Source organism: Desulfofarcimen acetoxidans DSM 771 (assembly GCF_000024205.1).
In the GTDB taxonomy this organism is placed as follows: Bacteria; Bacillota; Desulfotomaculia; order Desulfotomaculales; family Desulfofarciminaceae; genus Desulfofarcimen; species Desulfofarcimen acetoxidans.
Genome location: NC_013216.1, coordinates 2317355 through 2343542 on the forward strand (window position 1 = coordinate 2317355; position 26188 = coordinate 2343542).

At 37.4% G+C, this 26188-nt stretch carries 30 protein-coding genes, 1 tRNA gene and 4 pseudogenes; 7 read left to right on the forward strand and 28 right to left on the reverse strand.

Annotation, left to right across the window (positions count from 1 at the left end; all coding sequences use genetic code 11):
• Nucleotides 1-2: 2 nt before the first annotated feature.
• From DTOX_RS10535 to DTOX_RS10555, 8 genes are all read right to left on the reverse strand, one after another.
• On the reverse strand, nt 3-1187 hold the full coding sequence (locus DTOX_RS10535; protein ID WP_015757673.1) for a glycosyltransferase family 4 protein: 1185 nt from the start codon (nt 1185-1187) through the stop codon (nt 3-5).
• Nucleotides 1188-1215: 28 nt separating this feature from the next.
• On the reverse strand, nt 1216-2091 hold the full coding sequence (locus DTOX_RS10540) for a radical SAM protein (RefSeq protein ID WP_015757674.1): 876 nt from the start codon (nt 2089-2091) through the stop codon (nt 1216-1218).
• A 33-nt stretch (nt 2092-2124) separates the two neighbouring features.
• On the reverse strand, nt 2125-3219 hold the full coding sequence (locus DTOX_RS10545; protein WP_015757675.1) for a 6-phosphofructokinase: 1095 nt from the start codon (nt 3217-3219) through the stop codon (nt 2125-2127).
• The gene (locus DTOX_RS22965) at nt 3200-3367 is read right to left on the reverse strand and encodes an alpha/beta fold hydrolase (RefSeq protein WP_157862915.1); all 168 of its coding nucleotides are present in this window, start codon (nt 3365-3367) and stop codon (nt 3200-3202) included. Before DTOX_RS22965 ends, DTOX_RS10545 begins: the two co-directional genes overlap by 20 nt.
• Nucleotides 3368-3498: 131 nt before the next feature.
• The gene (locus tag DTOX_RS22970) at nt 3499-3645 is read right to left on the reverse strand and encodes a hypothetical protein (protein ID WP_015757676.1); all 147 of its coding nucleotides are present in this window, start codon (nt 3643-3645) and stop codon (nt 3499-3501) included.
• Nucleotides 3646-3739: 94 nt separating this feature from the next.
• Entirely contained in the window at nt 3740-6478 is a 2739-nt protein-coding gene (locus tag DTOX_RS10550; RefSeq protein ID WP_015757677.1) for a UPF0182 family membrane protein, read from the reverse strand.
• 16 nt (nt 6479-6494) lie between these two features.
• Entirely contained in the window at nt 6495-6665 is a 171-nt protein-coding gene (locus tag DTOX_RS22975; RefSeq protein WP_015757678.1) for a hypothetical protein, read from the reverse strand.
• 159 nt (nt 6666-6824) lie between these two features.
• Nucleotides 6825-7769 carry a D-alanine--D-alanine ligase gene (locus tag DTOX_RS10555; RefSeq protein ID WP_015757679.1) on the reverse strand — a complete coding sequence of 315 codons (945 nt, stop codon included), beginning with the start codon at nt 7767-7769 and terminating at the stop codon, nt 6825-6827.
• A gap of 132 nt (nt 7770-7901) precedes the next feature.
• Here DTOX_RS10555 and DTOX_RS10560 point away from each other — a divergent pair.
• A tRNA-Trp gene (locus tag DTOX_RS10560) sits at nt 7902-7977 on the forward strand.
• A 267-nt stretch (nt 7978-8244) separates the two neighbouring features.
• Here DTOX_RS10560 and DTOX_RS10565 read toward each other — a convergent pair.
• Together DTOX_RS10565 and DTOX_RS10570 are read right to left on the reverse strand one after the other, a co-directional pair.
• Nucleotides 8245-8703 carry a phage tail tape measure protein gene (locus tag DTOX_RS10565; RefSeq protein WP_015757680.1) on the reverse strand — a complete coding sequence of 153 codons (459 nt, stop codon included), beginning with the start codon at nt 8701-8703 and terminating at the stop codon, nt 8245-8247.
• An 11-nt stretch (nt 8704-8714) separates the two neighbouring features.
• A complete protein-coding gene (locus DTOX_RS10570) occupies nt 8715-8903 on the reverse strand; it encodes a hypothetical protein (protein ID WP_015757681.1) in 189 nt (62 codons plus the stop codon).
• A 98-nt stretch (nt 8904-9001) separates the two neighbouring features.
• Here DTOX_RS10570 and DTOX_RS10575 point away from each other — a divergent pair, with 98 nt between their 5' ends.
• Nucleotides 9002-9457 (forward strand): GNAT family N-acetyltransferase, encoded by a 456-nt coding sequence (locus DTOX_RS10575; protein ID WP_015757682.1) that lies wholly within the window; start codon nt 9002-9004, stop codon nt 9455-9457.
• Nucleotides 9458-9508: 51 nt separating this feature from the next.
• Here DTOX_RS10575 and DTOX_RS10580 read toward each other — a convergent pair.
• A pseudogene (locus tag DTOX_RS10580) lies at nt 9509-9907 on the reverse strand (major capsid protein); the annotation flags it as partial.
• A gap of 59 nt (nt 9908-9966) precedes the next feature.
• A pseudogene (locus tag DTOX_RS25305) lies at nt 9967-10266 on the reverse strand (tyrosine-type recombinase/integrase); the annotation flags it as partial.
• A gap of 115 nt (nt 10267-10381) precedes the next feature.
• Here DTOX_RS25305 and DTOX_RS10590 point away from each other — a divergent pair.
• The 4 genes and pseudogenes from DTOX_RS10590 to DTOX_RS10600 all read left to right on the forward strand — a co-directional run bounded on the left by DTOX_RS10590 (nt 10382) and on the right by DTOX_RS10600 (nt 11907).
• On the forward strand, nt 10382-10609 hold the full coding sequence (locus DTOX_RS10590) for a helix-turn-helix domain-containing protein (RefSeq protein ID WP_015757683.1): 228 nt from the start codon (nt 10382-10384) through the stop codon (nt 10607-10609).
• Nucleotides 10596-10922: a hypothetical protein gene (locus tag DTOX_RS10595; protein WP_015757684.1), complete on the forward strand. Its 327-nt coding sequence runs from the start codon at nt 10596-10598 to the stop codon at nt 10920-10922. Before DTOX_RS10590 ends, DTOX_RS10595 begins: the two co-directional genes overlap by 14 nt.
• 137 nt (nt 10923-11059) lie before the next feature.
• Nucleotides 11060-11170 (forward strand): annotated as a pseudogene (locus DTOX_RS22200) (transposase); the annotation flags it as partial.
• Between the two features lie 245 nt (nt 11171-11415).
• Nucleotides 11416-11907, forward strand: coding sequence for a GNAT family N-acetyltransferase (locus DTOX_RS10600; RefSeq protein ID WP_015757686.1), 492 nt, complete (start codon nt 11416-11418; stop codon nt 11905-11907).
• A 41-nt stretch (nt 11908-11948) separates the two neighbouring features.
• Here DTOX_RS10600 and DTOX_RS22980 read toward each other — a convergent pair whose 3' ends face one another.
• Entirely contained in the window at nt 11949-12092 is a 144-nt protein-coding gene (locus DTOX_RS22980) for a hypothetical protein (protein WP_174260364.1), read from the reverse strand.
• A gap of 317 nt (nt 12093-12409) precedes the next feature.
• Here DTOX_RS22980 and DTOX_RS10605 point away from each other — a divergent pair, with 317 nt between their 5' ends.
• Nucleotides 12410-13015, forward strand: coding sequence for a class I SAM-dependent methyltransferase (locus DTOX_RS10605; protein WP_015757687.1), 606 nt, complete (start codon nt 12410-12412; stop codon nt 13013-13015).
• Nucleotides 13016-13199: 184 nt separating this feature from the next.
• Here DTOX_RS10605 and DTOX_RS10610 read toward each other — a convergent pair whose 3' ends face one another.
• The 15 genes and pseudogenes from DTOX_RS10610 to DTOX_RS10670 all read right to left on the reverse strand — a co-directional run bounded on the left by DTOX_RS10610 (nt 13200) and on the right by DTOX_RS10670 (nt 25710).
• On the reverse strand, nt 13200-14675 hold the full coding sequence (locus DTOX_RS10610) for a protein adenylyltransferase SelO (RefSeq protein WP_015757688.1): 1476 nt from the start codon (nt 14673-14675) through the stop codon (nt 13200-13202).
• 529 nt (nt 14676-15204) lie between these two features.
• Complete coding sequence (locus DTOX_RS22985) at nt 15205-15399, reverse strand: hypothetical protein (RefSeq protein WP_157862917.1); 195 nt, start codon at nt 15397-15399, stop codon at nt 15205-15207.
• A 794-nt stretch (nt 15400-16193) separates the two neighbouring features.
• On the reverse strand, nt 16194-17387 hold the full coding sequence (locus DTOX_RS10615; protein WP_015757690.1) for a M24 family metallopeptidase: 1194 nt from the start codon (nt 17385-17387) through the stop codon (nt 16194-16196).
• A 46-nt stretch (nt 17388-17433) separates the two neighbouring features.
• Entirely contained in the window at nt 17434-17859 is a 426-nt protein-coding gene (locus DTOX_RS10620; protein WP_015757691.1) for an EamA family transporter, read from the reverse strand.
• A gap of 149 nt (nt 17860-18008) precedes the next feature.
• Nucleotides 18009-18488, reverse strand: a complete 480-nt coding sequence (locus DTOX_RS10625) for a DUF6530 family protein (RefSeq protein ID WP_015757692.1) — start codon at nt 18486-18488, stop codon at nt 18009-18011.
• A gap of 468 nt (nt 18489-18956) precedes the next feature.
• Nucleotides 18957-19523: pseudogene (locus DTOX_RS10630) on the reverse strand (DNA alkylation repair protein); the annotation flags it as partial.
• Nucleotides 19524-19675: 152 nt separating this feature from the next.
• On the reverse strand, nt 19676-20413 hold the full coding sequence (locus DTOX_RS10635; RefSeq protein WP_015757693.1) for an MBL fold metallo-hydrolase: 738 nt from the start codon (nt 20411-20413) through the stop codon (nt 19676-19678).
• Nucleotides 20414-20775: 362 nt separating this feature from the next.
• Entirely contained in the window at nt 20776-21009 is a 234-nt protein-coding gene (locus DTOX_RS10640; RefSeq protein WP_015757695.1) for a BhlA/UviB family holin-like peptide, read from the reverse strand.
• Between the two features lie 37 nt (nt 21010-21046).
• Nucleotides 21047-21514 (reverse strand): hypothetical protein, encoded by a 468-nt coding sequence (locus DTOX_RS10645; RefSeq protein WP_015757696.1) that lies wholly within the window; start codon nt 21512-21514, stop codon nt 21047-21049.
• Nucleotides 21439-21852, reverse strand: coding sequence for a hypothetical protein (locus tag DTOX_RS23475; RefSeq protein ID WP_162013535.1), 414 nt, complete (start codon nt 21850-21852; stop codon nt 21439-21441). The genes DTOX_RS10645 and DTOX_RS23475 overlap by 76 nt, the downstream gene beginning before the upstream one ends.
• Before the next feature lie 217 nt (nt 21853-22069).
• Entirely contained in the window at nt 22070-22681 is a 612-nt protein-coding gene (locus tag DTOX_RS10650; protein WP_015757697.1) for a methyltransferase family protein, read from the reverse strand.
• Nucleotides 22682-22809: 128 nt separating this feature from the next.
• Complete coding sequence (locus DTOX_RS10655) at nt 22810-23304, reverse strand: hypothetical protein (protein WP_015757698.1); 495 nt, start codon at nt 23302-23304, stop codon at nt 22810-22812.
• A complete protein-coding gene (locus DTOX_RS10660; protein WP_015757699.1) occupies nt 23297-23830 on the reverse strand; it encodes a restriction endonuclease subunit S in 534 nt (177 codons plus the stop codon). The genes DTOX_RS10655 and DTOX_RS10660 overlap by 8 nt, the downstream gene beginning before the upstream one ends.
• A 252-nt stretch (nt 23831-24082) precedes the next feature.
• Nucleotides 24083-25375, reverse strand: coding sequence for an FtsW/RodA/SpoVE family cell cycle protein (locus tag DTOX_RS10665; RefSeq protein WP_015757700.1), 1293 nt, complete (start codon nt 25373-25375; stop codon nt 24083-24085).
• On the reverse strand, nt 25366-25710 hold the full coding sequence (locus DTOX_RS10670; protein ID WP_015757701.1) for a PadR family transcriptional regulator: 345 nt from the start codon (nt 25708-25710) through the stop codon (nt 25366-25368). Before DTOX_RS10670 ends, DTOX_RS10665 begins: the two co-directional genes overlap by 10 nt.
• Between the last annotated feature and the right edge of the window lie 478 nt (nt 25711-26188).

The following is a 26188-nucleotide window of genomic DNA, read 5'->3' on the forward strand; positions in this document are numbered from 1 at the left end:
ACCTAATAATTTTTCAATAAATTCTCATCCAATCGGTTATTAATTAAACTGCTGTAGATTTCCACAAGTTCTAGCGCACAATTGCGTGAGGAAATTTGTATCACATTTAAGCGGGCTTGTTTACTCATGTCATCACGTAATTTATCTTCTCTCAACAGTAACAGTACCTTTTCAATAAAAGCAGCTTCTGTAAAATCTGTTAAAAAACCGTCTTCCCCGTTAAATACCATTTCTGAAGAACCGAAAGCGTTAACCGCGATCACTGGAAGCCCTCCCGCTTTTGCTTCCGCAATTACCAAGCCTTGAGTTTCCGTAACAGACGGAAAAACAAATAAATCAGATCCGGCGTAACACTTAATAACTTCCGATTTTGGTAATATGCCGGTAAATACAACATTGTCTTTGATATTTAATTCTGTTACTGTTTTCTTCAATTCCTGCTCTTCCGGTCCTCCCCCTACCATCACTAAATGTGTTTCAGGCAACAAACTATATATTTGTTTGAAGCAACTTATAAGAAAGCTCACATTTTTTTCTTTACCTAAACGACCAACAAAAAGAAGTATTTTTTGTCGTTCAGGAATATTATAGTTATTACGCAACCACTCTGTATCAATTTTAGCATAATCATCTAAGTTAATTCCAGTAGGTAATTTTGTTACCGGGGTATTTACTCCGAAATTTTTGATATAGTCACCTATAATAGATGTAGGCACAATAATTTGATCACAATTGTTGCAAAAATCACTGCATAACTTCTGTGTTATCTCCCTTGTCACGTTTTGATTAAAAGGTATGTAATGCAGATAATGATCATATAGTGTGTGAAAGGTAAATACCAGGGGTATTCCCCTTTTCTTAGCGTAACGGGCTCCCAGGCGTCCTAAGAGAAATGGTGAATGCACGTGTATTACATCCAGATGTAATTTATCTATGGCTGGCTTAAAACGCCAGGAAAAAGGTACTGCCAGTGTGAAATCACGGTTAGTCGGCGCCGGTATTGAGGCAAAACGAAATACTCCCTCCTCATCCCCGTCACAATTTTTGTTCATGCTATGAGGATACCTGGGAGCAAAAATAAAAACACCGTGTCCTAATTTCCTTAACTCTTGTGTAAAGCTTTCGATAGAGCTAACTACCCCACTGGTATAAGGCAGATAACTGTCAGTGAAAACTCCGATTTGCATTTTACAGTAGCGCCATCCTTTTAAAAAATTAAAGACCTCTTAAAAACTCTGGCTTTAATTTAGCTTTTTGCGGATTCTTTAATACTGAATCCAGCATTGCTACTAATTTATCCTTATCTTGATTTAATATACCTTTGACGGGCAGATAATTAGATGCGTGATTGCAGCGGAAGACACAACTATCCAAATACAAATTTTCAATAATCATTTTTAGTTCAGCCAGTGACTGTTCCGCTGTCAGTATATTAAATTGACCGGCTTTTATTCTTCTGTAGATAGGCGCATTCTCCATTATCATCAAAGTTAATAAAGCCAGGTAGCTTGGATTAATGGCACTTGCAACTCTGGCACTCTCAACTGCGTGCTCCCGTGACCTTTCAGTGCTGCCAAGCCCGAGTATTAGTGTTGCGGAAAGAACAAAGCCGGCAGCCAGCGCCTTCCTCCCCGCTTCAATCATTTGCTCTGATGTAACACCCTTATTAATCTGTTTAAGTATAATGTCACTACCACTTTCGATTCCCATATATAAAATTTGCAAACCGTGTCTATGTATCTCTTTTAGTTCCTCGGGTGATTTGGCCAATAAATCTTTCGGCCCGGCATACATGCTTATTCTCTCCAGTCCGGGAAAAACTTCATAGAGATAATCAAGTATCTTGATTATCTCTGCTGATTCCATGGCCAGAGCATCACCGTCAGCCAGAAATACTCTTCTCACATGCAGGTAATTTATTTTACAGTAATCAATGTCTGCTTTTATTTCTTCCCAGGATTTGATACGAAATCTCTTTTCTCTGTACATTCCACAAAAGGAACAGGCATTATGTTTGCAGCCAATAGTAACCTGGATTATCAGACTATAGGCTTCACTGGGAGGTCGATAAACAGGTTCTTCATAAATCAATTTCATCACCTTCAATAATAAATATTACTATAACTATCTGCCCAAACAAATGCCAATTTGTTCGGCGGTTTTTACCATTTGACCTTCAGGGGATACTTGTCTTAATTCTCCTACAGCCTCGCTCAGAGGCACTGATTTTATATCTGGAGTGCGCAGACAGACCATTTCACCAAATTTTTTGCTGTTTAATAAATGAATTGCGCCGTTTCCATAACGTGTGGCTAAAATGCGATCAAAGGCCGTAGGCGAACCACCTCTCTGTAAGTGTCCCAGTACTGTTACTCTGGTCTCCATACCTGTACCTTCCTCAACTTGTACCCCCACTAAATTGCCTATGCCACCCAGACGAACCGGATCCGGGCTGTCTTCAATATGCTTTTGTACAACCATATGTCCACCGAGAGGCATTGCACCTTCAGCAACAACAATAATGCTGAATTTCTTTCCATGATCCCTGCGTTCTTTAATTTTACCTATTACTTTTGACATTTGGAAAGGTATCTCCGGTAATAAAATCACATCTGCTCCACCGGCCAGCCCTGATTGTAAAGCAATCCAACCGGCATAACGCCCCATGACTTCCAATACCATTACCCTGTGATGCGACTCTGCCGTTGTATGTAATTTGTCAATGGCCTCTGTAGCAGTAGTTAATGCCGTGTCAAAGCCAAAGGTTTGATCCGTGGCCGAAAGATCATTATCAATAGTTTTGGGTACACCAATTACCGGTACCCCTATCTGGTGAAAACCCAGAGCTATTTTCAGAGTACCGTCTCCGCCTATAACAATCAGCGCATCAAGTTCATTTTGGTGAAGATTATTTTTAACTTGACTGGACACATCAGCCAAAACCTTTTTCCCGTCTTGAATAACCGGATAATTAAAAGGATCATCTCTATTGGTAGTGCCCAGTATCGTTCCGCCTCTCGGCAAAATCCCCATAACATCCTTTTCTGTTAATTTCCAGGTTTGATTATGAATTAGGCCCCCAAAACCGTCCAGTATACCTACAACCGATATACTATAACTGGCAGCAGTTTTTACAATGGCCCTAATTACAGCATTGAGACCGGGACAGTCTCCGCCACCTGTGAGAACGCCTATTTTTTTAATTTTTCCAGACAACATTATCCATACCCCCTTTTATAAAATATCTTATTGCTTCATTAATAAGGTTTGGTTTTTCCAGAACCATCATGTGACCTGCTTCATCTATTACACTGAGAACCGCCTGGGGTAAGTTGTCTACCAGAAACTTGCTGAATTTTATTACCATGATAATTCAACTCATAAAAATAATTATAACCGTTAATTGTAATATAGGACATATTAACCCCTTAAACAATAGAATTCGACACCTAAAAACAAATACCGGCGCCAGGACCGGTATTGTCTTAACACTATTTTTTAGTGGTGGCCATGATCCTCAACTACCACACGTTTTCTCTCTTCATACGGTTGCCACATAACAGTTAACTTATACATACAGGCCAATGTTGCTACTGTAGTAAATATGCCAAAAACAAGACTGAGTCCAAAATTTTCAAATAACATTATACCACTCTCCTCCTCGAAAAGAGAGTTATCACCTGGCCTTAGTCTCTCTTTTCGTAATCGGTTTTTTAAATTTGTATCTACCACACTAAGATCACTTGGTGGCTTGCACAGTTAAATTATTTAATACTTCTTTAAGTTGTTTTATAGATTCGCCGTATCCTGCCCAATCACCTGCTTTTAGCTTAGCCTGGGCCGCATCATAGAGACTGTTAGCCTGTTTAATCAGTTCTGAGACGGAGAGTACCTGGTTTTCAGATGCAGGGTTTTCTTCACTGGCTGAAGTTATGCCTGCTGCACCGAAAATGCGCTTTAGTGCCATATCAAGTGTTGGCTCCATGACTACTTGATCGCCTAAAGCCACGATAACCCTTCTTAATTCGGGCATTTTACTCTGTTTGGCCTGCAGGTAAAGTGGTTCCACATATAGCAGCGAATCCTTAATAGGTATAACCAATAAATTTCCTCTAATGATTGAAGATCCTCTTTGATCCCAAAGAGCTAATTGTTGTGAAATAGTCGTATCCTGGTTGATACGGGCTTCTATTAACATCGGACCGTATACCAGTTCCTGCTTGGGAAATTCGTAAACTAAGGTTTTGCCATAATTTTCACCATCAGATCTGGCCACCATCCAAGCCACCATGTTTTTCTTATTCTGTGGTGTGAAAGGCATAATCAGTGTATACTCAGGCTTTTTCTCCCCGGGCAGCCTTGTAATAGTATAATAAGGCTCCATAGCCTGCTCATCACTGCCAAATATTTCAGTCGGCAAATCCCATTTATCTTCCTTATTATAAAATACCAGTGGGTTATTCATGTGATAAAGAGCATATTTCTCAGCCTGGATAATAAACAAATCTTCCGGGTACCTTATATGGCTATACAAATCAGCAGGCATATTCTCCAGCGGTAAAAATACACCGGGGAATATTTTTGAGTAAGTATTGATTATGGGATCTTTGGAATCACTGACATAGTAAGTGACTTCTCCCGTGTAGGCATCCACTACGACCTTTACAGAATTTCTGATATAATTGTTGCCCTCACCAAAAGGTTCCGAATAAGGATACATATTGCTTAGTGTATAAGCATCCCACATCCAATAAAGCTTGCCACTGCTGAGAACTATATAAGGATCTTTATCATATTTCAAAAAAGGTGCAATGCGGGACACTCGATCCTGTATGTTTCTATGAAAAAGTATCTGGCTGTCACTGGTAATATTACTGGCCAAAAGCAGCTTGTAATCGCTAAATGAAAAAGCAAATATCAACCTGTTTAAAAAATTACCAATCTTAACCCCGTTCTTAGCCTCATAAGTTGAATAAACATTATCTTCACCCTTAGGATGGTCAAACTCCTGTGTTTTGGTATTGACAATTACATAGTTGTCTTCAGATTCTCCAAAATATATTTCCGGCCGTTTAATTTGCAATTCAGGAAATTTTGTTACCGGAGGGATATCTTTAATTAAAAACTCAGGCAACCCTTCAGAGGTTACTTTATTTACCGCACTCATAGCTACACCGTAACCGTGGGTGTACTGTAATCTCTGGTTAACCCAGGTTTTAGCCGTAACCATTAATTGAGACTGGTTTAATTCTCTAGGAGCCAACATGACCTGCCTGTATTGTCCATTAACTGTATAACGATCAATATCAATATTCTTGAATTCGTAATAAAGCCTCATGGTCTGCATCTGCCCGTAGGTCTGCTGCAAAGGGCGATAATCCCATAGGCGGATATTATCAATAACATCACGATTGTTCTGAATATCCTCAGCTTTTAATATCCCTCCCGCAGGAAAATCCTTGCGCTCAATATCCTCCAGTCGGTATGCTTTTTTAGTCAGGGCAATATTATGTTCTATATACTGTTTTTCTTTTTCAAATTCATTGGGCTTGACAATAAAATTCTGAATAGCAGCCGGATATATCCCCCCCAGTACTATTGAGGAAACTATTAAAAAACCAATAGAGTATAATACAAGACGGAACTTCTTTAAGAAGATGTTTACAAGTATTGCCAGTGCAGTAATTAACGATATAACTACCAGTATTTTTAATCCAAACAAGTTAGCGTGAATATCGGTATAACCTGGCCCAAACACTGTTCTCTGATTTGAAAACAATAATAAATACTCATTTAGCTGGTAACCCCAAGCCTTGATGATAAAATAAATTGCTGCCAGAAACGATAAGTGGTACCTGGCAGTTTCTGTACGAAAAAGTTTTGTAAAACCACCTGGTGTCCGGTCAGTTAAGAAATAAACCACTGCTGCAAAAAAACCGGTTATTAATACTGAGCTGACGAACAAGCCATAGAGAAAACGGTAAAAAGGCAAACTAAAAACATAAAAGCTAATATCATTGTTAAATATCGGATCTGTTTCATTAAAGGGAGTTGCCTGCAGGAACTTTTGCAATGTAAGCCAATCTCCGGTTACGGAGTAACTCATAAAAAAAGAAACCAGTAAACTAAAGGCTAAAATAACAAGGGTCAGCCTTTTGGGAGTTACATGATCAGCCAGGGGAGATCTGTAAAAAGTAATAACGTCTCCATCCTGAACACTCTGGCGGTTATTGATAGCCTCCAAAACAGGTTTTCGAACTATTAGTAAATTAGCGAAAAAGAAAACGAAAAAAGTTATACCTACAGCTATTCTTAGTCCAACCTCTGTTAAAAGTATAGTTAAAAACACTCTCTGGTAGTGTAAGCTCTTAAACCAGAGCCAATCAGTGTAAAGCCCGATACCCCATTTTAATGCAGCAATAATAAAGACTATTACACCTAAAATAACGCCCAGAACAATGCGGGATCTGAATCGCAAATAATAACCTCCCATTTTATATAGGTTTGGGGACTTTCTGTGACTGGTCAGATTCATATTTTAATTTTGCTTCACACATTTGACAAAATGCAGGTGTCTTTTTAGGTTGATCATCGTACTCATCTTCATAGGGATCTTTTTTTTCTTCAACGTCAAACTGTTTTCCACACATAATACATCTAGGCAAATTACACACCTCCACTATAGAAATAGATTACTAGTGGATACTTCGCTAAAAATCAAGGAAATCCTGCTTAAATACTTTTTTTCGTGTGTGCAAGATGACTATTTGTTTTGACAAATATGTATATGAGTTTCTGCATATGATAAAATTCTCGGTTTTATTTCAATCATCTTTTTCCAGGGCAAATTTGATCATTCTGTCAGTTAAATCTGTAAAACTTATCCCCGCTGCTCTGGCCGCGTCAGGAGCAAGACTGGTTTCAGTCATGCCGGGAATTGTATTTATTTCTAAAATATAAGGATTAGAGTTTGCATCTACGATAAAATCTACTCTGGCTAAACCACTGCAGCCCATTGTTTTGAAAACCTTTACTGCCAGCTCCTGAACATTTTTTTGCACCTCCTCCTTTAGTCTGGGTGGCATAATGTGATCACTTAATCCAACCGTATATTTGGCCTTATAATCATATACTCCGGTATTAGAAACAATCTCTATTAAAGGTAGTGCTTCAGGCTGGTTGTTTCCTAAAACAGTTGCGGTAACTTCAGTACCGGAGATAAATTGCTCTATCAAAGCAATTGGGTCATATCTGAAAGCTTCCTCTAACGCATCCGGTAGTTGTTCCTCATTATTAACAAAAGAAATACCTATGGTAGATCCTTGTGTCGGGGCTTTTACCACCAAAGGTAAAGGCATGTACTTGAATAGGGTCTGACAGATTTCTTCTTTAGTTTCATTATTATAACTGCTGCGCCTGATTAGAGAGAATTCTGCTGTTGGCAGCTTTGCCTGAAGCAGCATTCTTTTGGTAGCTATTTTATCCATGGCAAGAGCACTGGCTAAAACACCTGAACCAGTATAAGGTATATTTAGTATTTCCAGCAAACCTTGTATGCAACCGTCTTCTCCATATTTACCGTGAAGAGCCAGAAAAGCCATGTCTATGCTTTCTTCTTTTATTCGCTCAGCAATATTCTCTTGAACATCAATCTTCACAACCTGGTAACCTAAGCCTAACAGAGCTTTATAAATAGCTTCTCCGGTCCTAAGCGATACTTCTCGTTCTGCTGATTTTCCGCCTAAAAGTACGCCAATTTTTTTTATCATGATATATACACCTCCAACTCTTTATCCTTAATTTTATATTATATTCTTGTTTAATTCTTAAAATCCTCGAAAATAATTTATCCTTGACATAATTATTTTTTTAAGCTAAAATACTTTATGCAGGTTGAAGATAGGGGCGTAGCTCAATTGGTAGAGCAACGGTCTCCAAAACCGTAGGTTGCGTGTTCGAGTCGCGTCGCCCCTGCCAAAGAAACCCGCGAGATATAAGGTCTCGCGGGTTTTATATTTCATTAGATTATCGCTTCAATGAATGTTTTGGCTACTATTTGGCTAATAAGCGGGCCACAAGATACTATAGAAACACTCCAAAAACAAATCAAATGTCCCACCCTGGTACGCATTGTAAAGAGGCGCGGTGGGATCTGTTATTGTAATTATACATTTTGTATATAAATACGTCAACAAAGATACAAAAAATTATAAAATAATCTGACAATTTAGGGTTTTTATAAACTTAAGCTATTACTCCACACATCTCAGCCAGCTTAACATAATCAATTTTCCAAACAATGCGGGCCTGTCCATAAGCATCCCCCGGCTGCGGCTCCATTAGTTCCCGTATAACGGGAATGTGTCTGCCTATCATTTGCGTTTCTTTTAGTATATCTATTTTGCATTTCACTTCTGGAATTACTAATATCCTGCTGCGTAAAATGGTATCTTCTCTTGGTGTATCGCATATGCCAGGGTTATCAATGTAACCAACATACTTTAACGAGTACCCAATATCGCTGATGGAAATGGAGGAATCGTTGGCAGCAGAGGCCAACACGTCTGCGATGTGGCTCATATCCCCTGCCTGTAAACCAAAGCCGGACATAGAGGATACCATGATGTCCGATACGTTAGCGAAGTCCTTACCGGAGGCAGCAGCGGCATCAAGTAAGCCCGGCAGCCATAGCAGCCCCTGCAACTCCAGCAGCTTTACCTACCAGAGCAAAACTGCTTCTTCTCGGCCTCGTCCTTGATTAATTCAGCAATGTAACCATAATTAACCACTAATAGATTCTTGATAAATTCATCTTCGACAATGGCACGCCCGTTTTGAAAAAGCACGCCTTCGGTTACTCCGTTATAAATCCAGCTCCTAGTTATAATTAAATATTTTGGCATAATAACATCACCTCAAAAAATGAGAAAATCACTCCATATAGTTTTCTTTTAATGTAAATGAATGTAATATATAAGAAATACAAAAGAAGGTGGATTAAATGCAAATAAGAATAGCTGTCATGGAAGATATTAATAGTGTAATAAGTTTACTAAAACAATTTATGATTTTTGAAAATGCAGATTTATTAACGGACATTCAATACAAATCTATGTTTGAGATAGTAATTGAAAATCCACAAAAAGCCATATTTGTAGTTGCTCAAAAAAACAACCAACTGGTAGGTATGCTAACCATGGTTTTTGGTTTTAGCACTTGGAAGGGAAAAGACTATGTCATAATTGATGATGTGTTTGTTTTACCAAGTTATCGCTTAATGGGAGTCGCTACCAACTTAATTAATAATGCTTTCAGGATAGCAGAAGAACGAAATTGTGTAAGGGTTGATTTGGTAACAGAAATAGATAATTATATGGCACAGAAATTATATGATAAATTAGGCTTCAAACAATTACGAAGAATTCTATTTACCAAAGTTTTCCAAGTAGGAACGTGATGGGAAGTAAATCCCGTACACGCTCCAGAGGGTTATTTCTATGCTGATTTCTTAACTCGTCAAGCATAGGCAGGGTGGCAGGGTTAAAACGCCATCATTGCCATTGATAATCTGGGCACCGCTTAGACGCTTTTGCAGGCCATCAAATTCATTCGGGTTGGCAGAGTCACCCTTGAAGAAGTCTCTTGTCCATTCTAAGGACAAAGCTTTAGACTTCATGCTGGTGTGGATGGCCCGGATGTCCTGCACATTGCCGCGAGTCTGGACAAGAAATTTATCAACATCAATGTCGCCACCGAGAATGTATAAACCTTCGGATTTTTGGTTGATTACACCAGCGAATTCGGTGTAACCTTCGTTTATGCCACGGAAAGCTATACCCGGTAAGGTTTGCTCTCGGTTGTACTTATAGCTGTTCCCTGCGATTTCCATAAAGGGGAGCAGTTCGAGTACAGCGGAATTTCTTCATCACTAGCATTCTTTGCCGGGTTAGAACCGTGTAGCACTTCTCATTTAATATCCTTCTCAAAAATTGCGCATAGTGTTCTGTGGTAATGTTTAATGGTTTGCTCTGAAAGCGGCCCGGATTTTTTCTCACCTTTTGAGCCATCTTTTAAAGTACCCATGAATGAATGTATGTTTTTTCTAAGGCTATTATAGAAATCCATTAGATCAAGCGACCTTATTTTGTCTAATTTCTTATCTCCAAAAACCATATATATCCTACCTTCCAGCAGTTCCTTGTACCTGAAAACTGTCTTAGGTGCCAGTTCAACTTCTGCATAACCTTTCAGCCGCTTTTGAGCAAATTCTTTAAAAGTAACTTTTGAAGGCTTTGTGAAGTCGCCGCTGACTACTTATTAAACGTTTACTTTACTTTTATAAAGATTTTTATTACAATGGTAAGCAAGGAGGGGGTATTAAGTGCCAATAACTTATTCACCACTTTTTGCAATACTCCATGAGAAAAAGTTAAAAAGGCAGGATATACAAGAGGCTCTAAAACTATCATCAACCACTGTTGCGAAACTTGGCAAAGATGAATATTTATCCCTAAAGGTAATAGATGATATTTGTACTTACTTAAATTGTGAGATTTATGATGTGGTTAAGCATTTAAAAGAAGAGGCCACCGCTAATGCCAAGCAGTGAATTAGCTAATGTGCTTCGCTCTATTATCCAGGAGAAACTAAAACCTATCAACGAACGACTTACTACCCTTGAGGAAAATAATCGAGAAGCCCGTCAAGAGTTTCAGGAGTTCCGGCAGGAGGTTAACACCCGGCTTACTGCCCTGGATGAAGGTCAAGTTAACCTAAAACAAGGCCAAATTAATTTAGATAAGGGACAGAAAAAGCTACAGAAGGACGTTATCCTTATCAGAAAAGAATTAAAGAAATCATGGAAGGATATTGGTAATTTTAATAATATAATTACTAATTTAGAAAAAATGGTTATACGATAAAAAATAACCCGGCATAACCGGGATTTTTTATTTTCAAAATGCCAGGTCTAAAACCTTCGCCTTTAGGCAAATAGCTTTAGCGTGATTATTTTGAGAAGGAGAAGGACAAGGATATCATTCACATAGAGGTGAATAGTATGACAGAATATAGAAAAAGTAGTCACTCGGTATATGATATAAAATATCATTTTGTATGGGTTATAAAATATAGATACAAGATATTACGCGATAAAGTAGCATTGAGATTGGCCTCATCCTCAATTAATTCAGCAGTGTAACCGTAATTAACCACCGATAAACTTTTAATAGTTTCGTCTTCTATAATGGCCTAACCATCTGTAAAAACAATTCCTTCGGTTATACCACTATAAATTTTACTCTTGGTTTTAATTGAGAACTTTGCCATAATAACGCCCACCCCATAAAAAAAGATTGACAAATATATACTACAAATAGAAAATAGTTTTAAGAACTTGAAAGGGAGTGCTAAGTCTTGGAATATTACTTTGAGAATCTATCCAATGAAGATAGGAAACCGGTAATTGATATTTTTAACCACTATATAGAAAACAGTTTTGCAGCTTATTTTGAAAACAAAGTTAGTTACGATTTCTTTAATGGGTTTATGCGTATTTCAGAAGGTTATCCGAGAATTGCTGTAAAATCAAATAATGGAGAATTGATTGGCTTTGCTCTCTTGAGACCATATAACCCTATTCCTACATTTAGGCGAACTGCTGTTATTAGCTATTTTATAAAACCAACACATATCAGAAAAGGAATCGGTAAATCAATTCTTGAAAACCTGATTGGAAAAGCCAAGGAGATGGGTATTGATTCAATCCTTGCAAGTATTTCATCACTAAATGAAATAAGTATAAATTTTCATTTAAAAAATGGATTTATGAAATGCGGTGTTCTTAGCAAGGTAGGTCATAAATTTGGAAAAGATTTTGATGAAATTTTAATGCAAAAGATACTGTAAATGTAATTACAATAGGGCGTGGCGGAATAATCCAGCACGCCCTATTTAACCTCATCATGCTGATTTCTTAATATAACGAAGTCTTGCAGCGGCTCTCGGATGGAATACTGCATGCCGTTGTAGAACTCAATTCTGGTTCTGAAAACTGGCTTGCTGTCCAATTTGACCAGGTCACGAACACTCACGCCACTATTACGCAGCCCGGAAACATACTGCTCGGCCCTAAACTTGATGGCATAAATGGAAGCGGAATACCTAAATTACCCTTGGTGGGCAATCTTTGTTTGCCACGAGCCACGTAGTGGGTTTACAATTGGTAATTTGTATTAGTAATCGGCTGTCAGCTTTCTTAGGTATTGGTCTGTCAACAATAGAATCCTCAAAAAAGATTTTCATATTTTATTGTTGATAACAGGAAATTAGTGGTTAATTAGAGAATTACCAAATAATCGAGCTAATTAAATAATAAATTACATAATAAATATTGAGGAGGGGCAATAAAATGACAATCGAAGGGCGTTATATAGAAAGATACAAATCAGGGGATACTCCTTGGGATGTTGGCCAACCAGACTTCAATCTTATCGAAGTTACGACCCAAAAACCAATTTCAAGCTGCAAAGTCTTAGATGTTGGCTGTGGAACAGGAGACAATTCCATATGGCTTGCCCAAAACGGCTTTCAGGTTATAGGTACGGATACCTCGAAAATTGCTCTAGAAAAGGCAAGAGAAAAGGCTTCTAAAGCCAACGTTCAATGCCATTTCCTGCTAGTCGATTTTCTAAAGAACAAAATTGAAGGTGCCCCTTTTGGTTTTATATTTGACAGAGGTTGTTTTCATTCATTCAATTCTGAAAATGATCGAAAAAAATTTGCCCAAAATATCGCTAATCACCTAGAAGAAACTGGATTATGGCTAACAATCGCTGGCAACGCTGATGAATATCGCCAAAATCCTGGGCCACCTCAACGAACTGCAGGAGAGATAGTTTTAGCAGTAGAACCCTATTTTGAAATTATTTCACTTATATCCAGCCATTTCGGATCTAATCGTCCAAATCCACCCAGAGCCTGGAGGTGCCTAATGAAGAAGCGCCATGTTACATAACTGCTCTCTCTTAACAATAGTTTTAATACATCTTATATTCAACAGTGTGTTATGAAAGTAATTGATTTACACCTCAATTCCTTTCATAACACACTGTTGAATATGAGTTAATACAAGGCTTTTTTCTTTCTACCCTTATCAGGTGCTCCATATGCACCGTCTGTGGAACAAACTTATTACTTTGTCAAGTACCGCAAAAAGTTCGGTAAGGACAGGATGATAGCTCAGGCAATGTGGAGTAATCAGCCTGTTCTGGAGAGTGCGCGTAGGGTCTTGAAAGAACATCAAGAAGTCGTTCCATCACGCTGAAATCTCCTTGTTTAGCCACTGCTTCAAGTGCTTCTTCTACCCTGTGGTTGCGAGGGATTATTGCAGGATTACTGTTCCGCATTAACTGATGTGAGGAGTCTTTAGTTTCCTGTTGCCTGCCTAGTCTTGCCTGCCAAAGCTCATACCATTGAGCAAAATCTGTGTTGCCAAACAAGTCTGTATCCTCCGGCTTATCAAACGTTAATGCACGAAAGGTATTCGTATAGTCCGCACGATACTTCTGCATCATAATAAGAAGGTTATCAACAAGGGATTCATCCTCAATCTCTTCGTTAAATATTCCCAGTTTTGCTCTCATTCCCGCTAGCCAATTATGATGATACAACTCTGCAAAATCCGAAATCGCTTCCTGCGCTTTTTTGACAGCCTTTTCCTGTTTATCATGCAGCAGCGGCAATAGAGTTTCTGCTAATCTCGCTAGATTCCACGCGGCTATATTCGGCTGATTACCATAGGCATAGCGACCGTGAGTGTCAATGGAACTGAAAACTGTTGCCGGATCGTAGACATCCATGAATGCGCAAGGACCATAATCAATGGTTTCTCCACTAAGTGCCATATTGTCTGTGTTCATAACCCCATGAATAAAACCGACCAGTTGCCATTTGGCAATCAGCACAGCCTGGCGTTTAATTGCTTCCCTAAGTAGGAAAAGATAGCGGTTCTCATCAACTTCAATATTTGGGAAGTGTCTTTGTAATGTATAATCAGCCAAAGACCTGAGATCCTCAACAGTGCCCCATTTTGAGGCGTATTGAAAAGTACCGACTCGCAGATGACTGGCAGCCACACGGGTCAAAATTGCACCGGGTAGGGCAGTTTCGCGAATTACTGACTCACCGGTTGTCACTACCGCTAGACTTCTGGTGGTGGCAACGCCAAGCGCATGCATTGCCTCACTTATGATGTATTCACGCAACATCGGTCCAAGTACCGCTCGACCATCTCCCTGACGGGAATATGGCGTTTTACCTGAACCCTTGAGCTGAATATCAAACCGTTCACCTAAAGGAGAGATTTGTTCACCAATCAGCAGAGTCCTGCCATCCCCTAGCATCGTAAAATGGCCGAATTGGTGTCCCGCATATGCTTGAGCAAGCATAAAAGAACCTTCAGGGGTCCGGTTGCCAGCAAGCACCGCTACGCCGTCATTGCTTTGCAACGCCTTAACGTTCAACCCTAAAGATGTTGCCAGCGGATAATTGAGAACAATCAATTTCGGTGAGCGAACAGGGGTTGGATTAAGTTTGGTAAAAAATAACTTTGGCAAACGAGCATAACTATTGTCTAAATTCCATCCTATTTTTATTTTTGTTTTTCCTTCTGTCATCATATCTCCTCTTCTTCTGTCTTTTGTTCTCAGCTTTCTTTTACAGAAATAATAAAACCAGCCCTTTTAGTATCCGCTTCTGTCAATTTATTATAACCTTTTCAAACAAAAATGGGGACCGTTTTAAACATTTTCTTATGTATACACTGAAATCAAAGACACATGTACCAGAAAGATTCCCTTACTTTGAACCGGATGCGTGAGCGTAAAATAAATCTCCACCTTGAAACAAGGTGGAGATTTTAAGTATTCTTAGTAGCTACTCAACGGATAGCGGGTAAGGCATCTGACCAAGGAAGTAACTTTTCTAAAGCATCGTGATCTTTAATATCTCAATTGGGGAGGTTTTCAAAAAGATTATGCATTACCAGTCAGGCAGAAATCGAATCAACTCAGCAAATTTTGAAAGAACATGAATACCAATAAAGTACAATTCTTGGCCCGGTGCTACTCGGGCCTGTTCCGTTAAACCCAGGTACTAATTAATCCTTCTCATTTGATTAATTTTACATGTGCGGTTCGCAACTGGTTAAACCCTCCTGGCCCCAGTACCTTTGCCCTGACCCTGACCTTGTCCGCAACAACCCCTGCTCCTACCTGCTCCTGTGCCGCATTTCTGTCCTCCGCATCTTTGTCCTTGGCCATGATTGCCGCCCTGCCCGCGTCCGACTCCGCATGCTCCGTTAACCTGACCCTGTGATCCGCTACTGTTTCTTCCAGGCATTTTTTGACCCTCCTAAATAAAATTTAAATCCAGTGGCCTTCAACATCGACTCCCTCTGCTTCTTTACGATCCCTTTTGTTAAATTTTACAGTGTTTGTGCTATCGCACCTTCACTTCCTAAAACACTTTGATACCGGCCACGTTTAACGTCCGGTATGCTTTAGGGCTACAGTGTCAGATGATAACTACAGTAATTCTCCTGTGACTGGCATTGTTCACCGTTTGAATACCTGCATCTTAAGTAGCATGCAAATTTTGTTCATTAGTTGCGATTTGGTGTCCACCGGTCTCTGTATTAATAACAATAAACCAAATACATAGGCCAAATCCGGGATTAACCATACTTTCTACCTTTGCGGTAATTGCCGCTTTCAGCTGTATCACCACTTTTTTCTTGCTAAGTTGTTCATAGCTTTGTTATGAAATATATTTCATAAACATTATATGACGCATAACATACATATGTCAACAATATTTAAATAGAATTATTAAAATATTTTTAGAACAGGAGCGGGACTTTAGGTGCCAATGCAGATTGAACCCATTATCAAAGATAATGGGTTCAATCCTTTCAGGAATAACGAAATGATTAGATAAAAACACAAATATTATTACCGTGTTTGGAGAAAAATGGCGTGGAATCGTTGATTAAACAATTCTACATTCTCTGCTTTATAGGCTTTTAGTTCGCAATTTATTTAGTTTTTGCTCTATTAATCATGTTTCTTGTGGTTGTAATCATGCTAGTTATACAAAACTGTTTTACAGCTTTTAATTTAACTAACTCTTCTTAATCAATACACAGGAATTAATCCCGGATTATCTCCGGTAATACAAAGTCCACCGTTAGGAGTAACTATAAAAGTGTTTTCAGTTCCAACCATACCAATATTTTTAATACCCTTTTTAGGTTCAATTGCAAAAACCATTCCTTCTTCTATCGGCTCAGTAAACCCTTCTGCTATCACAGGCAATTCATCAATTAATAAACCTATCCCATGTCCCAAAAATTTGGACCTGCGATTCCCGTAACCCATAAAATTTTCGAGAAACTCAGGACTAAGATTGTTTATTGTATTTTTATATATTTGTGCCGGAACAGCACCCGGTTTTAGCATCTCAGCAATTCTATTTTGTATATCGACACACTGCTTATGTGCAGAAATCGCTTCTTGTGACAGCGATTTGCCAAACATATAAGTCATGGTTTTATCAGTATGATAACCGCTTACTCCACAACCTATATCAATAAAAACTAGATCACCTTTCTTAAGCTTGCGATAACGATTGCCTAGTAATGGTACCGCAGGGCACGAACCGTAATTACCTCCCGGCACATCAAAATATGTTGGATAGATAGAACTATCACCAAAACATACAAGCCCTAATACTATCTCTGCGCCAAATGCACCAAAGCGTGCAACTCCGTGATGTCCTTCAGTTACCATAATAGAATATAATTCGGTTGCTAAATCTACTTCACTGATACCTTCTTTCAACAGTTGTGGTACATATTGTTCCAGTGTCCTCTGGTGAATTGAACCAGCCTGTACCATCAATGAAAGTTCAAAACTGCTCTTAATTGCTCTTACCCCGGCTATATATTTATCAACTGATTTCACATGAGTAAAAGGGAAGTACTTCTGAAAGCGCTGGTATAACGCCAGCGGTACTATCTCAGTTTCCATGTAAACTGTTTCAGGAAATTTTTTCATAGATGCTGCTGCCTCACGGTAACTAGTCATTGGTTTAATCCTTGTAAATAACGATTCATCCAAAGCTCGTTCATAACTGCGTCTTACCCAGAATACTGCATCATCGTTTCGGGGTATAAGCAACATACCATCTTGTACGGTTCCGGTGAAATAATATAAGTTGATGTTACTAAAAATAGCAATCATTTCCCAGTCAGGACATAATTTCTCCATTTTGGTTCTTAAAGAGTTAATACGTCTCTCAAGTTCGCTTAACGGTATTTGTTTTTTCATATTAATATACTCCCGTTATCATTAAATTTATTTTTTAAATAGGCCGCTATTTATTAATTAGAATTAAACCAATGATGCAAAAAGCCGACCCAAATACTTTGTACAAACCAAATCCCTCTTTGTAAAACAATATTCCAATGGGTATCAACATAAGTGCAAGAGCAATATTAGCTACCAAGGAGCCAACACTAATTTTCCAACCAGACCGGTAGGCCATTAAATAACCTAATTCCAGACCAACAATAGAAAATCCAAGAAATATACTTGTCCAATTCAAATCTTTAAGCGATTGAAAAAAACCTTGATCATCTTTTAAAAGTTGAAAAAAAATTATATTTAAAATTATTGCAATTAAATAAGTAATAATTAATGCTGAAAAAGGATTAACTTCTTTCGGTGTTGATTTTTGGCATATGTTGTAAAGGACATTTGATGCAACTATTAGTGCGATTGAAAATATGTACATAAACATTTTTATTCTCCGTATGCAATAAATGTTATAAGATTATAAAAGAGCATGCTATTCAAGCATACTCCTAAAATTATACACAATTTAATCAATATTTTCTACTTTAACTATAATATTTTTGTTAATTCCTTAATATGTCAAAAATATATATATTAATATCCCATTTCTTTTAGAATCCTTGATAAAGTACTCAAGCGTTCTCCAAGGAGTTCATCATCATTACTAAGAGACTGGCTGAATAACTTAATATCCTCATTAATCTTTTCATTGTCGGTACATACGGCAACTGTCATGGCGTCACCCTGTAAGCCTACTCTATCTATCACGGGCTTTTCCGTATCATATAATTTCTCATACCGATAAGCTTCTTGAAAATGCAGTTTTGCTCTACACACCAGAATTGCCAGGTCGAGTACACGGTGCAATGGCAATTCCTCAGACTGTCTTGACCATTTTTCACCTGTATATCTCCATACTTTTGCGGATATATCTATCTTGCCCCGATCATTCCATTGTGCCAACCCTAATGAAAGACCCTTGGCATCGGAATTATAAGCATATCTGCCATCAACATTTTCATAGTTTTCAGAAACTATAACTGGTTTATGCTTTAAGATAGTTGGTATTTTCATTACTTTACTCCTCTCATCATACTTACTGGTCTAGTAAATTACTAAATTACTAGTGAAATTATATTCTTTTTTAAACGTTATGTCAATATCCAATAATTTGGCGTTTATTTTTTAACCAAATTTTTATCTTAGCAATATTTAAGAAACCATCTAGTTTAACGTCAATAGCTCTCTGACAATAATTTATTTTTGGAAAATACACATAGATATTTATTTGCGCAGTGGATTCCATGAACTTATCTACTAATATGAAGCAAACCGGATAGCTGAATACCTCAAAAGTTCAGCTATTGTATTTTCATAAGACATCGCTTTTCTGCAAAGGAAGAATTTCCAGGGCCAGTGCAACTGCAATCATCCTATTATATGCAATCTTTATGAACTTAACGGAAATTTCCTCTTTAGAATTAAAATAACGATATAAGAGTCCCTGAGAAATACATTCAGCAATTAATGCACAAGAAATAATTATAGATATTTACTTCCTTCTCTTACGCTTAGCGAGTGAAGTGCATTATTTTCGATAAATTTCTTTACCCATTCTCTATTTGTTTTAGAATACTCTCTTAACGACCATCCAATAGCTTTATTAATAAAAAATTCCTTTGTGTTACTGTTTTTAGTGATAATTAGTCTGAGCAATTCTGTATCGGTTTTTTCTTTATATTTTAACTGAAACAAAATAGCAGTTCTAACAAGCCAAGTACTATCGCTCTCAGCCCACTTTAATATATGACTTTCAATAAGTTCCAAATAATTAAGGCATAATACTCCTGTAATACTCACAGCAAAGGTATCTACTGTATCCCACCATGACTTAGTTATTATTAAAGTTCTAATATTATCCATATCCTTTTTATGTAAACAATGCCTTAATGCAGTCATGTAATCAATGATTAGATATTGAAACTCACGCTCCGGCATTTCCCAAAGCATGAAGATAAAATTCCAATCAATTAATTTTTCTTTTTTAACTTTCTTAATAAATTCTTTTTGAAGGATAGCTCTTTGCGGCTTACATATTCCTAAAAAAGGAAATTTATTTCTCCTCTAACGATTCTGACATAGATTTCTCTTTTTGAACAACAACTCTGTGTAAAATTTTTTTCAAAAATTAGACTTCATTGTATTCGAATTTTCATAATGGACTTGCAACCATTAAGTCAACCTTCCTATCGCAGATATCTTTATTTATTGCCGGTTAACTCTGCAATCCTAGTGTTTGTTTTATCTTTAAACAAACCCCCGTGATAGCATATGACTTTTTCAATATCATATTGAATAAGTTTTTTTAATGAGTTCTTAGCTAAATCATTATCAAAATCAACAAATGATGGAGTTTTGATAAGTCGCCCTTCTTCTATACTCAACAAATCACCAGATATTAGTGTTTTACTTTGTTTATGGTACAGACAAATATGTCCAGGTGTATGCCCTGGCGTATAAATAACAGTAATGCCACCACAGTATGGTAATTCCTCCTGACCCATCAAGGTCTTATCAATCTTAGCTTTGCAATTTTGGAATCCAGCTTTAAGTTTTTCATATATCGCTTTCCCCTCCGGTGATAGAGAGTTCAGTCTGGCTTCTAGTTGTGCCACCTTAATCGGAGATTTATCACCCTGTATATATGCCTTTTCTTCTTCGTGGGCAAGTACCTTAACATTAGGCAGCTCTGTTTGAATACTCAAAAGACTTCCAATATGGTCAATGTCTTGATGCGTAAGAATTATTATCTTTAATTTGTTAAATGGTACTCCAGCTTTTTTAAATGCATCTCGAAACAAAGCGATTTGGTCCGGAAATCCGGCATCAATAAGAACTACTTCATCATTACTCCAAATCAGTGTTGGGTAAATGATGCCTGGTTTTCCCATTACATTGGCTGATATTTCAAGCATCTCAATTCCTTTATCTACTTTCATCTCTAACACTCCATATTTACATATTCTTTTCTGTCCTTAAGAATAACATTACCATGTTTCCCTTGACAACTGTATAGCTTTTACTGCCTACAGGAGCATATTTTAATCTTATCGCAAACCCAATAAGTACAACAATTGTTTATCTTCTTTCTTTCCTCACACACTCCACATGCTTTGAGATTTTTTTGTCATGTAGAACTCCCCCGATTATTGTAATGGGAATCAATTCTACACCTATGAGAATCATCACCATCGTTATAAAGAACAGCTATATAGGGGGATATTTTGCATGCGTTGTATTGAGAACCAAATATAAACAAAAAGGCCACTTGGCTCCTACCGAAAGTAAATCTACGCTAATATTAACCATTAGAAGCCCTCCTACCCTTAAGTTGTTTTTTAATGTCCTCAATATCGCTGTAAATCTTGGTAGTCCTACTGTCCAGTATTTTAAACTGCTGTGCGATGTCATCAATAAAAGCCATTAACCGTTCTTCCCGATGCTTACTTTCTTTTAGCTGGTAATAGAAAAGGGAAACGAATAGTGCCACCCATATACCTTGCTCTAATGCTCCTTTGATAATTGCGTCATCCACTTAACCCGTCCCCCTTTAAAGAAAATAAAAAAAGACGTTATTCACGCCCTTCTATAACTTCCTCAGTTTGTTCTGCCTGCTCCCCCGGCTCAATCTCGACTTCCTCAGTTTTATCAGCCAGTTTACCTACCTCAATATTAACCTTTTTGCTCTTTACCGCCCTTCTCTTTACCAGGGAGGTAGTTACCGCTTCATTTCCGTTAATCTGTTCCTCTGGGAATATCTCTACTTCTTCCAGTATTTCGTCCAGGGTAACTTCTTTATCACCTTCGAAAAATTTAATGCCATGCGGTGTATTCTTCGATTCAACTCCCTCCCTGGCTATCTTGGTCTTAAACGCTTCCTTCATAAAATAACCGTTTTTCTCGTCTAGGAAATAGCCAGGTTCTAACTCGGTAACATCCTCATCCACTTCTTCGTAAGCCAGGACTATTCGCTTTCTAACCTCGCCGTCAGAGTCAAGGGAATACTCATCCTCAGTCTCTGGAATGTCAATAGTAAGCACCTTCGGGATGCCTTTGCATTGATCATGATTGGTATGGTCATGGTGCCATGTTCTTCGTGTATCGTGTGAACCAGCAAATGCAGTATGTCGCCGGATTTAAGGGGTTTACCGCATATTGCACAGTTCTTTTCCTCAAAGCGCATGTCCCCGGAGGTAACATAATAAGCCCGAAGCTGATACCATTTATGAGTTGAACTGCCTATTGACGGGTTGCTTGTGTAGGTGCTGTTATAAGGGTGCATGTCAGACGATATGCGGCTCATTCTTATTCCCCTGTAGGTGTCCATACCGCTAACTGGCCCCAGGGTAAGTGACTCGCCGGTATTGCCCACAGACAAATTTATACCGCTAGTGTACAAGTTCTTTTGAAATAATATTTTCGATATTCTGGAGTATGTTATAACTCTGCGTTAAACCCACTTTCACCCTTATATAATAAGAATTCCGTACTCATACAAGCTGTTATTGGCGATTTTTTTATTGGTAATTGATGGCTAAAGAGTATTCTGCGATCACACATATGTCTATGGATTAGCTGAGATAACCAACTACGTGCTAATATACCCTTTTTTTAAAAAAGGGTATAAACATCGGCACTTGCTTCTTATAATCAAGATAATCTTGACCATACCTTAATGCCAGTTTTCTTTCCTCAAAAACAGAGCCAACAATAATATACATAGTAAGAATAGCACTTGATATAATATCGGCCACGGTTTTACTTTTACACCATAGAAAAATTATCGCAGCTAAATATATCGGATGACGTACTATCCTAAACAGTCCAGTATTTATAAAGTGCTGCTGTGAATTTACGAGTAGGAAATTCTTAGAGAAGAAAATCATAATTTGACGGATACCCAAAAATTCAAGAGAATCATATTTTAAAAAAGCAATTGCCATGACTATCACAGAACCAGCTAACAATAATTTTTGTATCATATCCCAGGGATAACTATAATTTATTATAGTGTTTGAATTCATTGTTTGCATAAATAGAAAAATAGACAATGCCATTACTGTAGAGATTAAATTATACGCTAAACCATAAAACGCAAAATATTTCCCTAACTTATTTAGAAACCAACCCTTAACACGGGTAGAAGCGAGCAAACTATGAATTGTGCCAAAACTAATCCAAAGCGTTATAAGCCAAAGATATTTCAATTTACCACCACCCACTAAAAGCTCTGTTAAAAAAACGCATCTACTGATGCGCTTTTAATTTTATCTCTTTGAAGCTCTATACTAATAAGAGAATTTTGGTTTTCATTTATACCACCAAGGGTATTATATCACAATATGTTAGGGAATTGGTAAGCAGTAAGAGGTATTGTTGAATAGGGGGTGAAGTTGTCACGATACTCTCTCGATATAATCGCAGGTAACATACTATTTGTGCGAGTAATTTTGAACTTGTTTTGGTAATGGTTTGTCCAAGGGACACTATTTTTAGGATTATTGGTTGCAATGCTCGTGAAAGTGATGCGCTCTCTTCTTCTACTTCTTTCCTGAGTGTTAATGGCGGAATTTTCTAGTGCGGTATGTAGATTACCGATATTGACACGAAAATTCTCAGACTCTGAAGAAGTACCACTTATTAAACTTAGGATGTAATGTTTAAAATCATTATCTTCATTTTTAAGTTTATCAATAATGACTCTGTCAGTTCTCTCAGCGTATACAGATCTGTACCAGCTATTAAATGCAATCCATGATTTTATAAATGCGGAGAAAAAGTCTATATTAATGTCTATTAGCCCCACCCAATCCCGGTAATTATTAGCCATTCAAATTCACTCCCAGCTTGTCCACCTCGGCATTTAGCCAAGAAATAGCGTTATTCTCGTTTGTTTCAATTGCATTTTCAATACTTCTCCTTGCTAAATCCAAAATAACTAGGGCCTTTTTGCGTGGTTCAAAGGCCTTTTTTACTTTTTCTTTTATTTGCCGTTGAATATATTCTTCCACAATTGGAATCAGAACATTTTTTATTTGCTCAAATCGCCAATGGAGTATAATAGATCCTCCCACATCTCTTTTCATTTGTTGCCGGATAACAAATGAGTTTAGAACTAATGTTAAGTATTCTGGCAATATACAATCAGTTTTTACCGTAAGCCTTAAAATACCACCAGACGGTATCATTTTTATCGGCTTCTCATCAATGTAATATGCGATTCCAGGACTTCCATCTTTACTAAACAGTATCTCACCAGTATTTGGCTGATTATTTATAAGTTTCATCATAACTACCGGCACCCATCGCACGTTTTCGAAATTCTTCAGCCCGGTCTTTCTCTCCAGCTCAGGCATTTCTATTCTACCTTTAGGTATTTACTTCCTTCTCTAACACTGAGCAGATGAAGTGCATTACTTTCAATAAATTCCTTTAACCACTCCTTTTAATCCTTGCTGTTTAGTGTTCTTGATAAAATCGAGGCTTTAATATTCCAGAAAAGGAATGATATTTTTCATGTATGCAGCCATTTTGACCTGCTTTCTCTTGATCCACATGTTCAAGAAACCGATGTCCCTCAACAATGCGGAGCATCTAAATCCTATATTTTAGCTATTATTAATTACAGTTTTTGAAACATACCTTCGTCTGTAAATACTAGAAATTATGCCCAAGATTGCAGCATTGAAAATTAACGGCGTACCACCAAAACTCATAAAAGGTAGCCCAACCCCACTTATAGGAGCCAACCCTAAATTCATGAATATGTTCCATAAAAACTGGAGGGCAAAGATGGTAACAAATCCACTAATAAGAAGTCTGGCATAATTGTTTTTTACTACTGATATTATACTTGATATACGTATTATATATATAACAACCAAAGCAGCCAGAACACTCCCTACAATCCAACCAAAAGTAACAGTTATGTAGGAAAACATAAAATCAGTATGCAGGTAGGGTATATTTTTTAGTTTTTGAGTGAATCCATGTCCATAAAGCCCAGAATTGCTAATTAACTTGCTTAACTGTATAGTCCAGCCACTACCTAAAAATTCTTTTTCGGGGTTAATAAATAATCTGTATGGGGTACTTATAATTGATAACATAATCATCATACCTGAGACTATACCAATATACACTAAGGAATTTCTGTATCTTGCCCCTGAAACTATCATAAGTATAATACAAGTTATAGAGTAAATAATGCTATTAGACATTGAACCAATTACCAAAATAAGTATTAGCGGCACCACGCATAATAACAAGCCCTGAAATAACTTCTTAGGTTTATTCCAATCCCAATTATTAAAAATGCCGGATAAAGCTATGCTTAATAATAATGGGCTAATATCTACAATATTAAGATAAAGCGGCCCTATTCTTAAATAGAGATTATCATTAAAACGTTGACCCAAAATAATTACAATCACTAAAGTTAATACGCTAACCAGATAGATATGTTTAGAATAGGGTTCTAATTTTCTATAATCAAAAAAATATAATCCAGTTCCAATGACTGCTCCAATAATTATGAAAATTAAACTTCTAGTAAATATAGGGATAGGGGTAGCTGTGAACAATCCTTGTTTTTCAATAAAATGCATTGCTAATAAACCTAAGCTAACGAAAATAAGGCTTATAGATAAGATACTCCATTCTGGTTTCGGTTTATGAACTTTGTTAAGTTGTTTTCCTACTATTTCTGCACTACCCATCTGATTAATTGCTTTGCTAACAACTTCATTCTCAGAAAAACCATCCAACAAATATCCTTCAACAATCTCTTGAAAATGGCTTATAAGTTCAATTTTAATTTCATTATGAACTTCACGGAATTTTATTTGTGAGCATACGTCATTGATATATGCCATTATTTTATCATTCTCAGTTATGACCATACATAAGCCTCCCTCGTTAGAAATTTATCAACTGCTGAACGAAATGTTACCCACTCTTGTTGTTTATCCTTTAAATAAAGGTTCCCTTTTTTGGTAATTTGATAATACTTTCTTTGACGACTGCCTTCATTTCCCCACCAATTGGCGTTAATCATGCCATCAGCCTCTAATGAGTGTAAAATAGGATAGAGTGTTCCTTCTTTAAATTTAAAAACCCCACTCGATTTGTTTTCAATTTCCTTTATCATTTGGTAGCCGTACATTGGTTCTCGGTCTAGTAAACTTAAAACCAGAATAACCGTACTTCCTTTTAGCAACTCTTTATTTACACTCAAGAAAATCCCCCTTTCGCAACAATCATATATCTATACATAGCATATCTAGGTATTATTTTATTACATAATAGCTTTAAAATCAATTCCTTTTCGATACTTTTAGTTTAATTAAGAGTGCTGCCTTTTTAAGCCAGCTTATCTTCTCTACACTAATGAGTGAGCGTTAAGATGTTCTATACCCGTTGCTATCTGTGATTTGTTTAACCCATACGCTTTAACTCTTGTATTCTGTAATACATTTCCCACATTTTTTCTTGCATCATTTTGTCCTCTCCGTGATGTATATTCTTAAAGATTACATCATACACGGAAAGGTACTATCTGTAAATTGCTGTACATCTTTAATTAATGATTTTTGTACATTCTATTTTAGCAGTTACAATTCGTCAATAGTCGGCTTATAGGGGTCCAGTTTGGGGCAGAAACGCTGTTCTGAAGCTGGCTTGTTAACCGGTTCGTTGAAGTCCGTCATATCGAC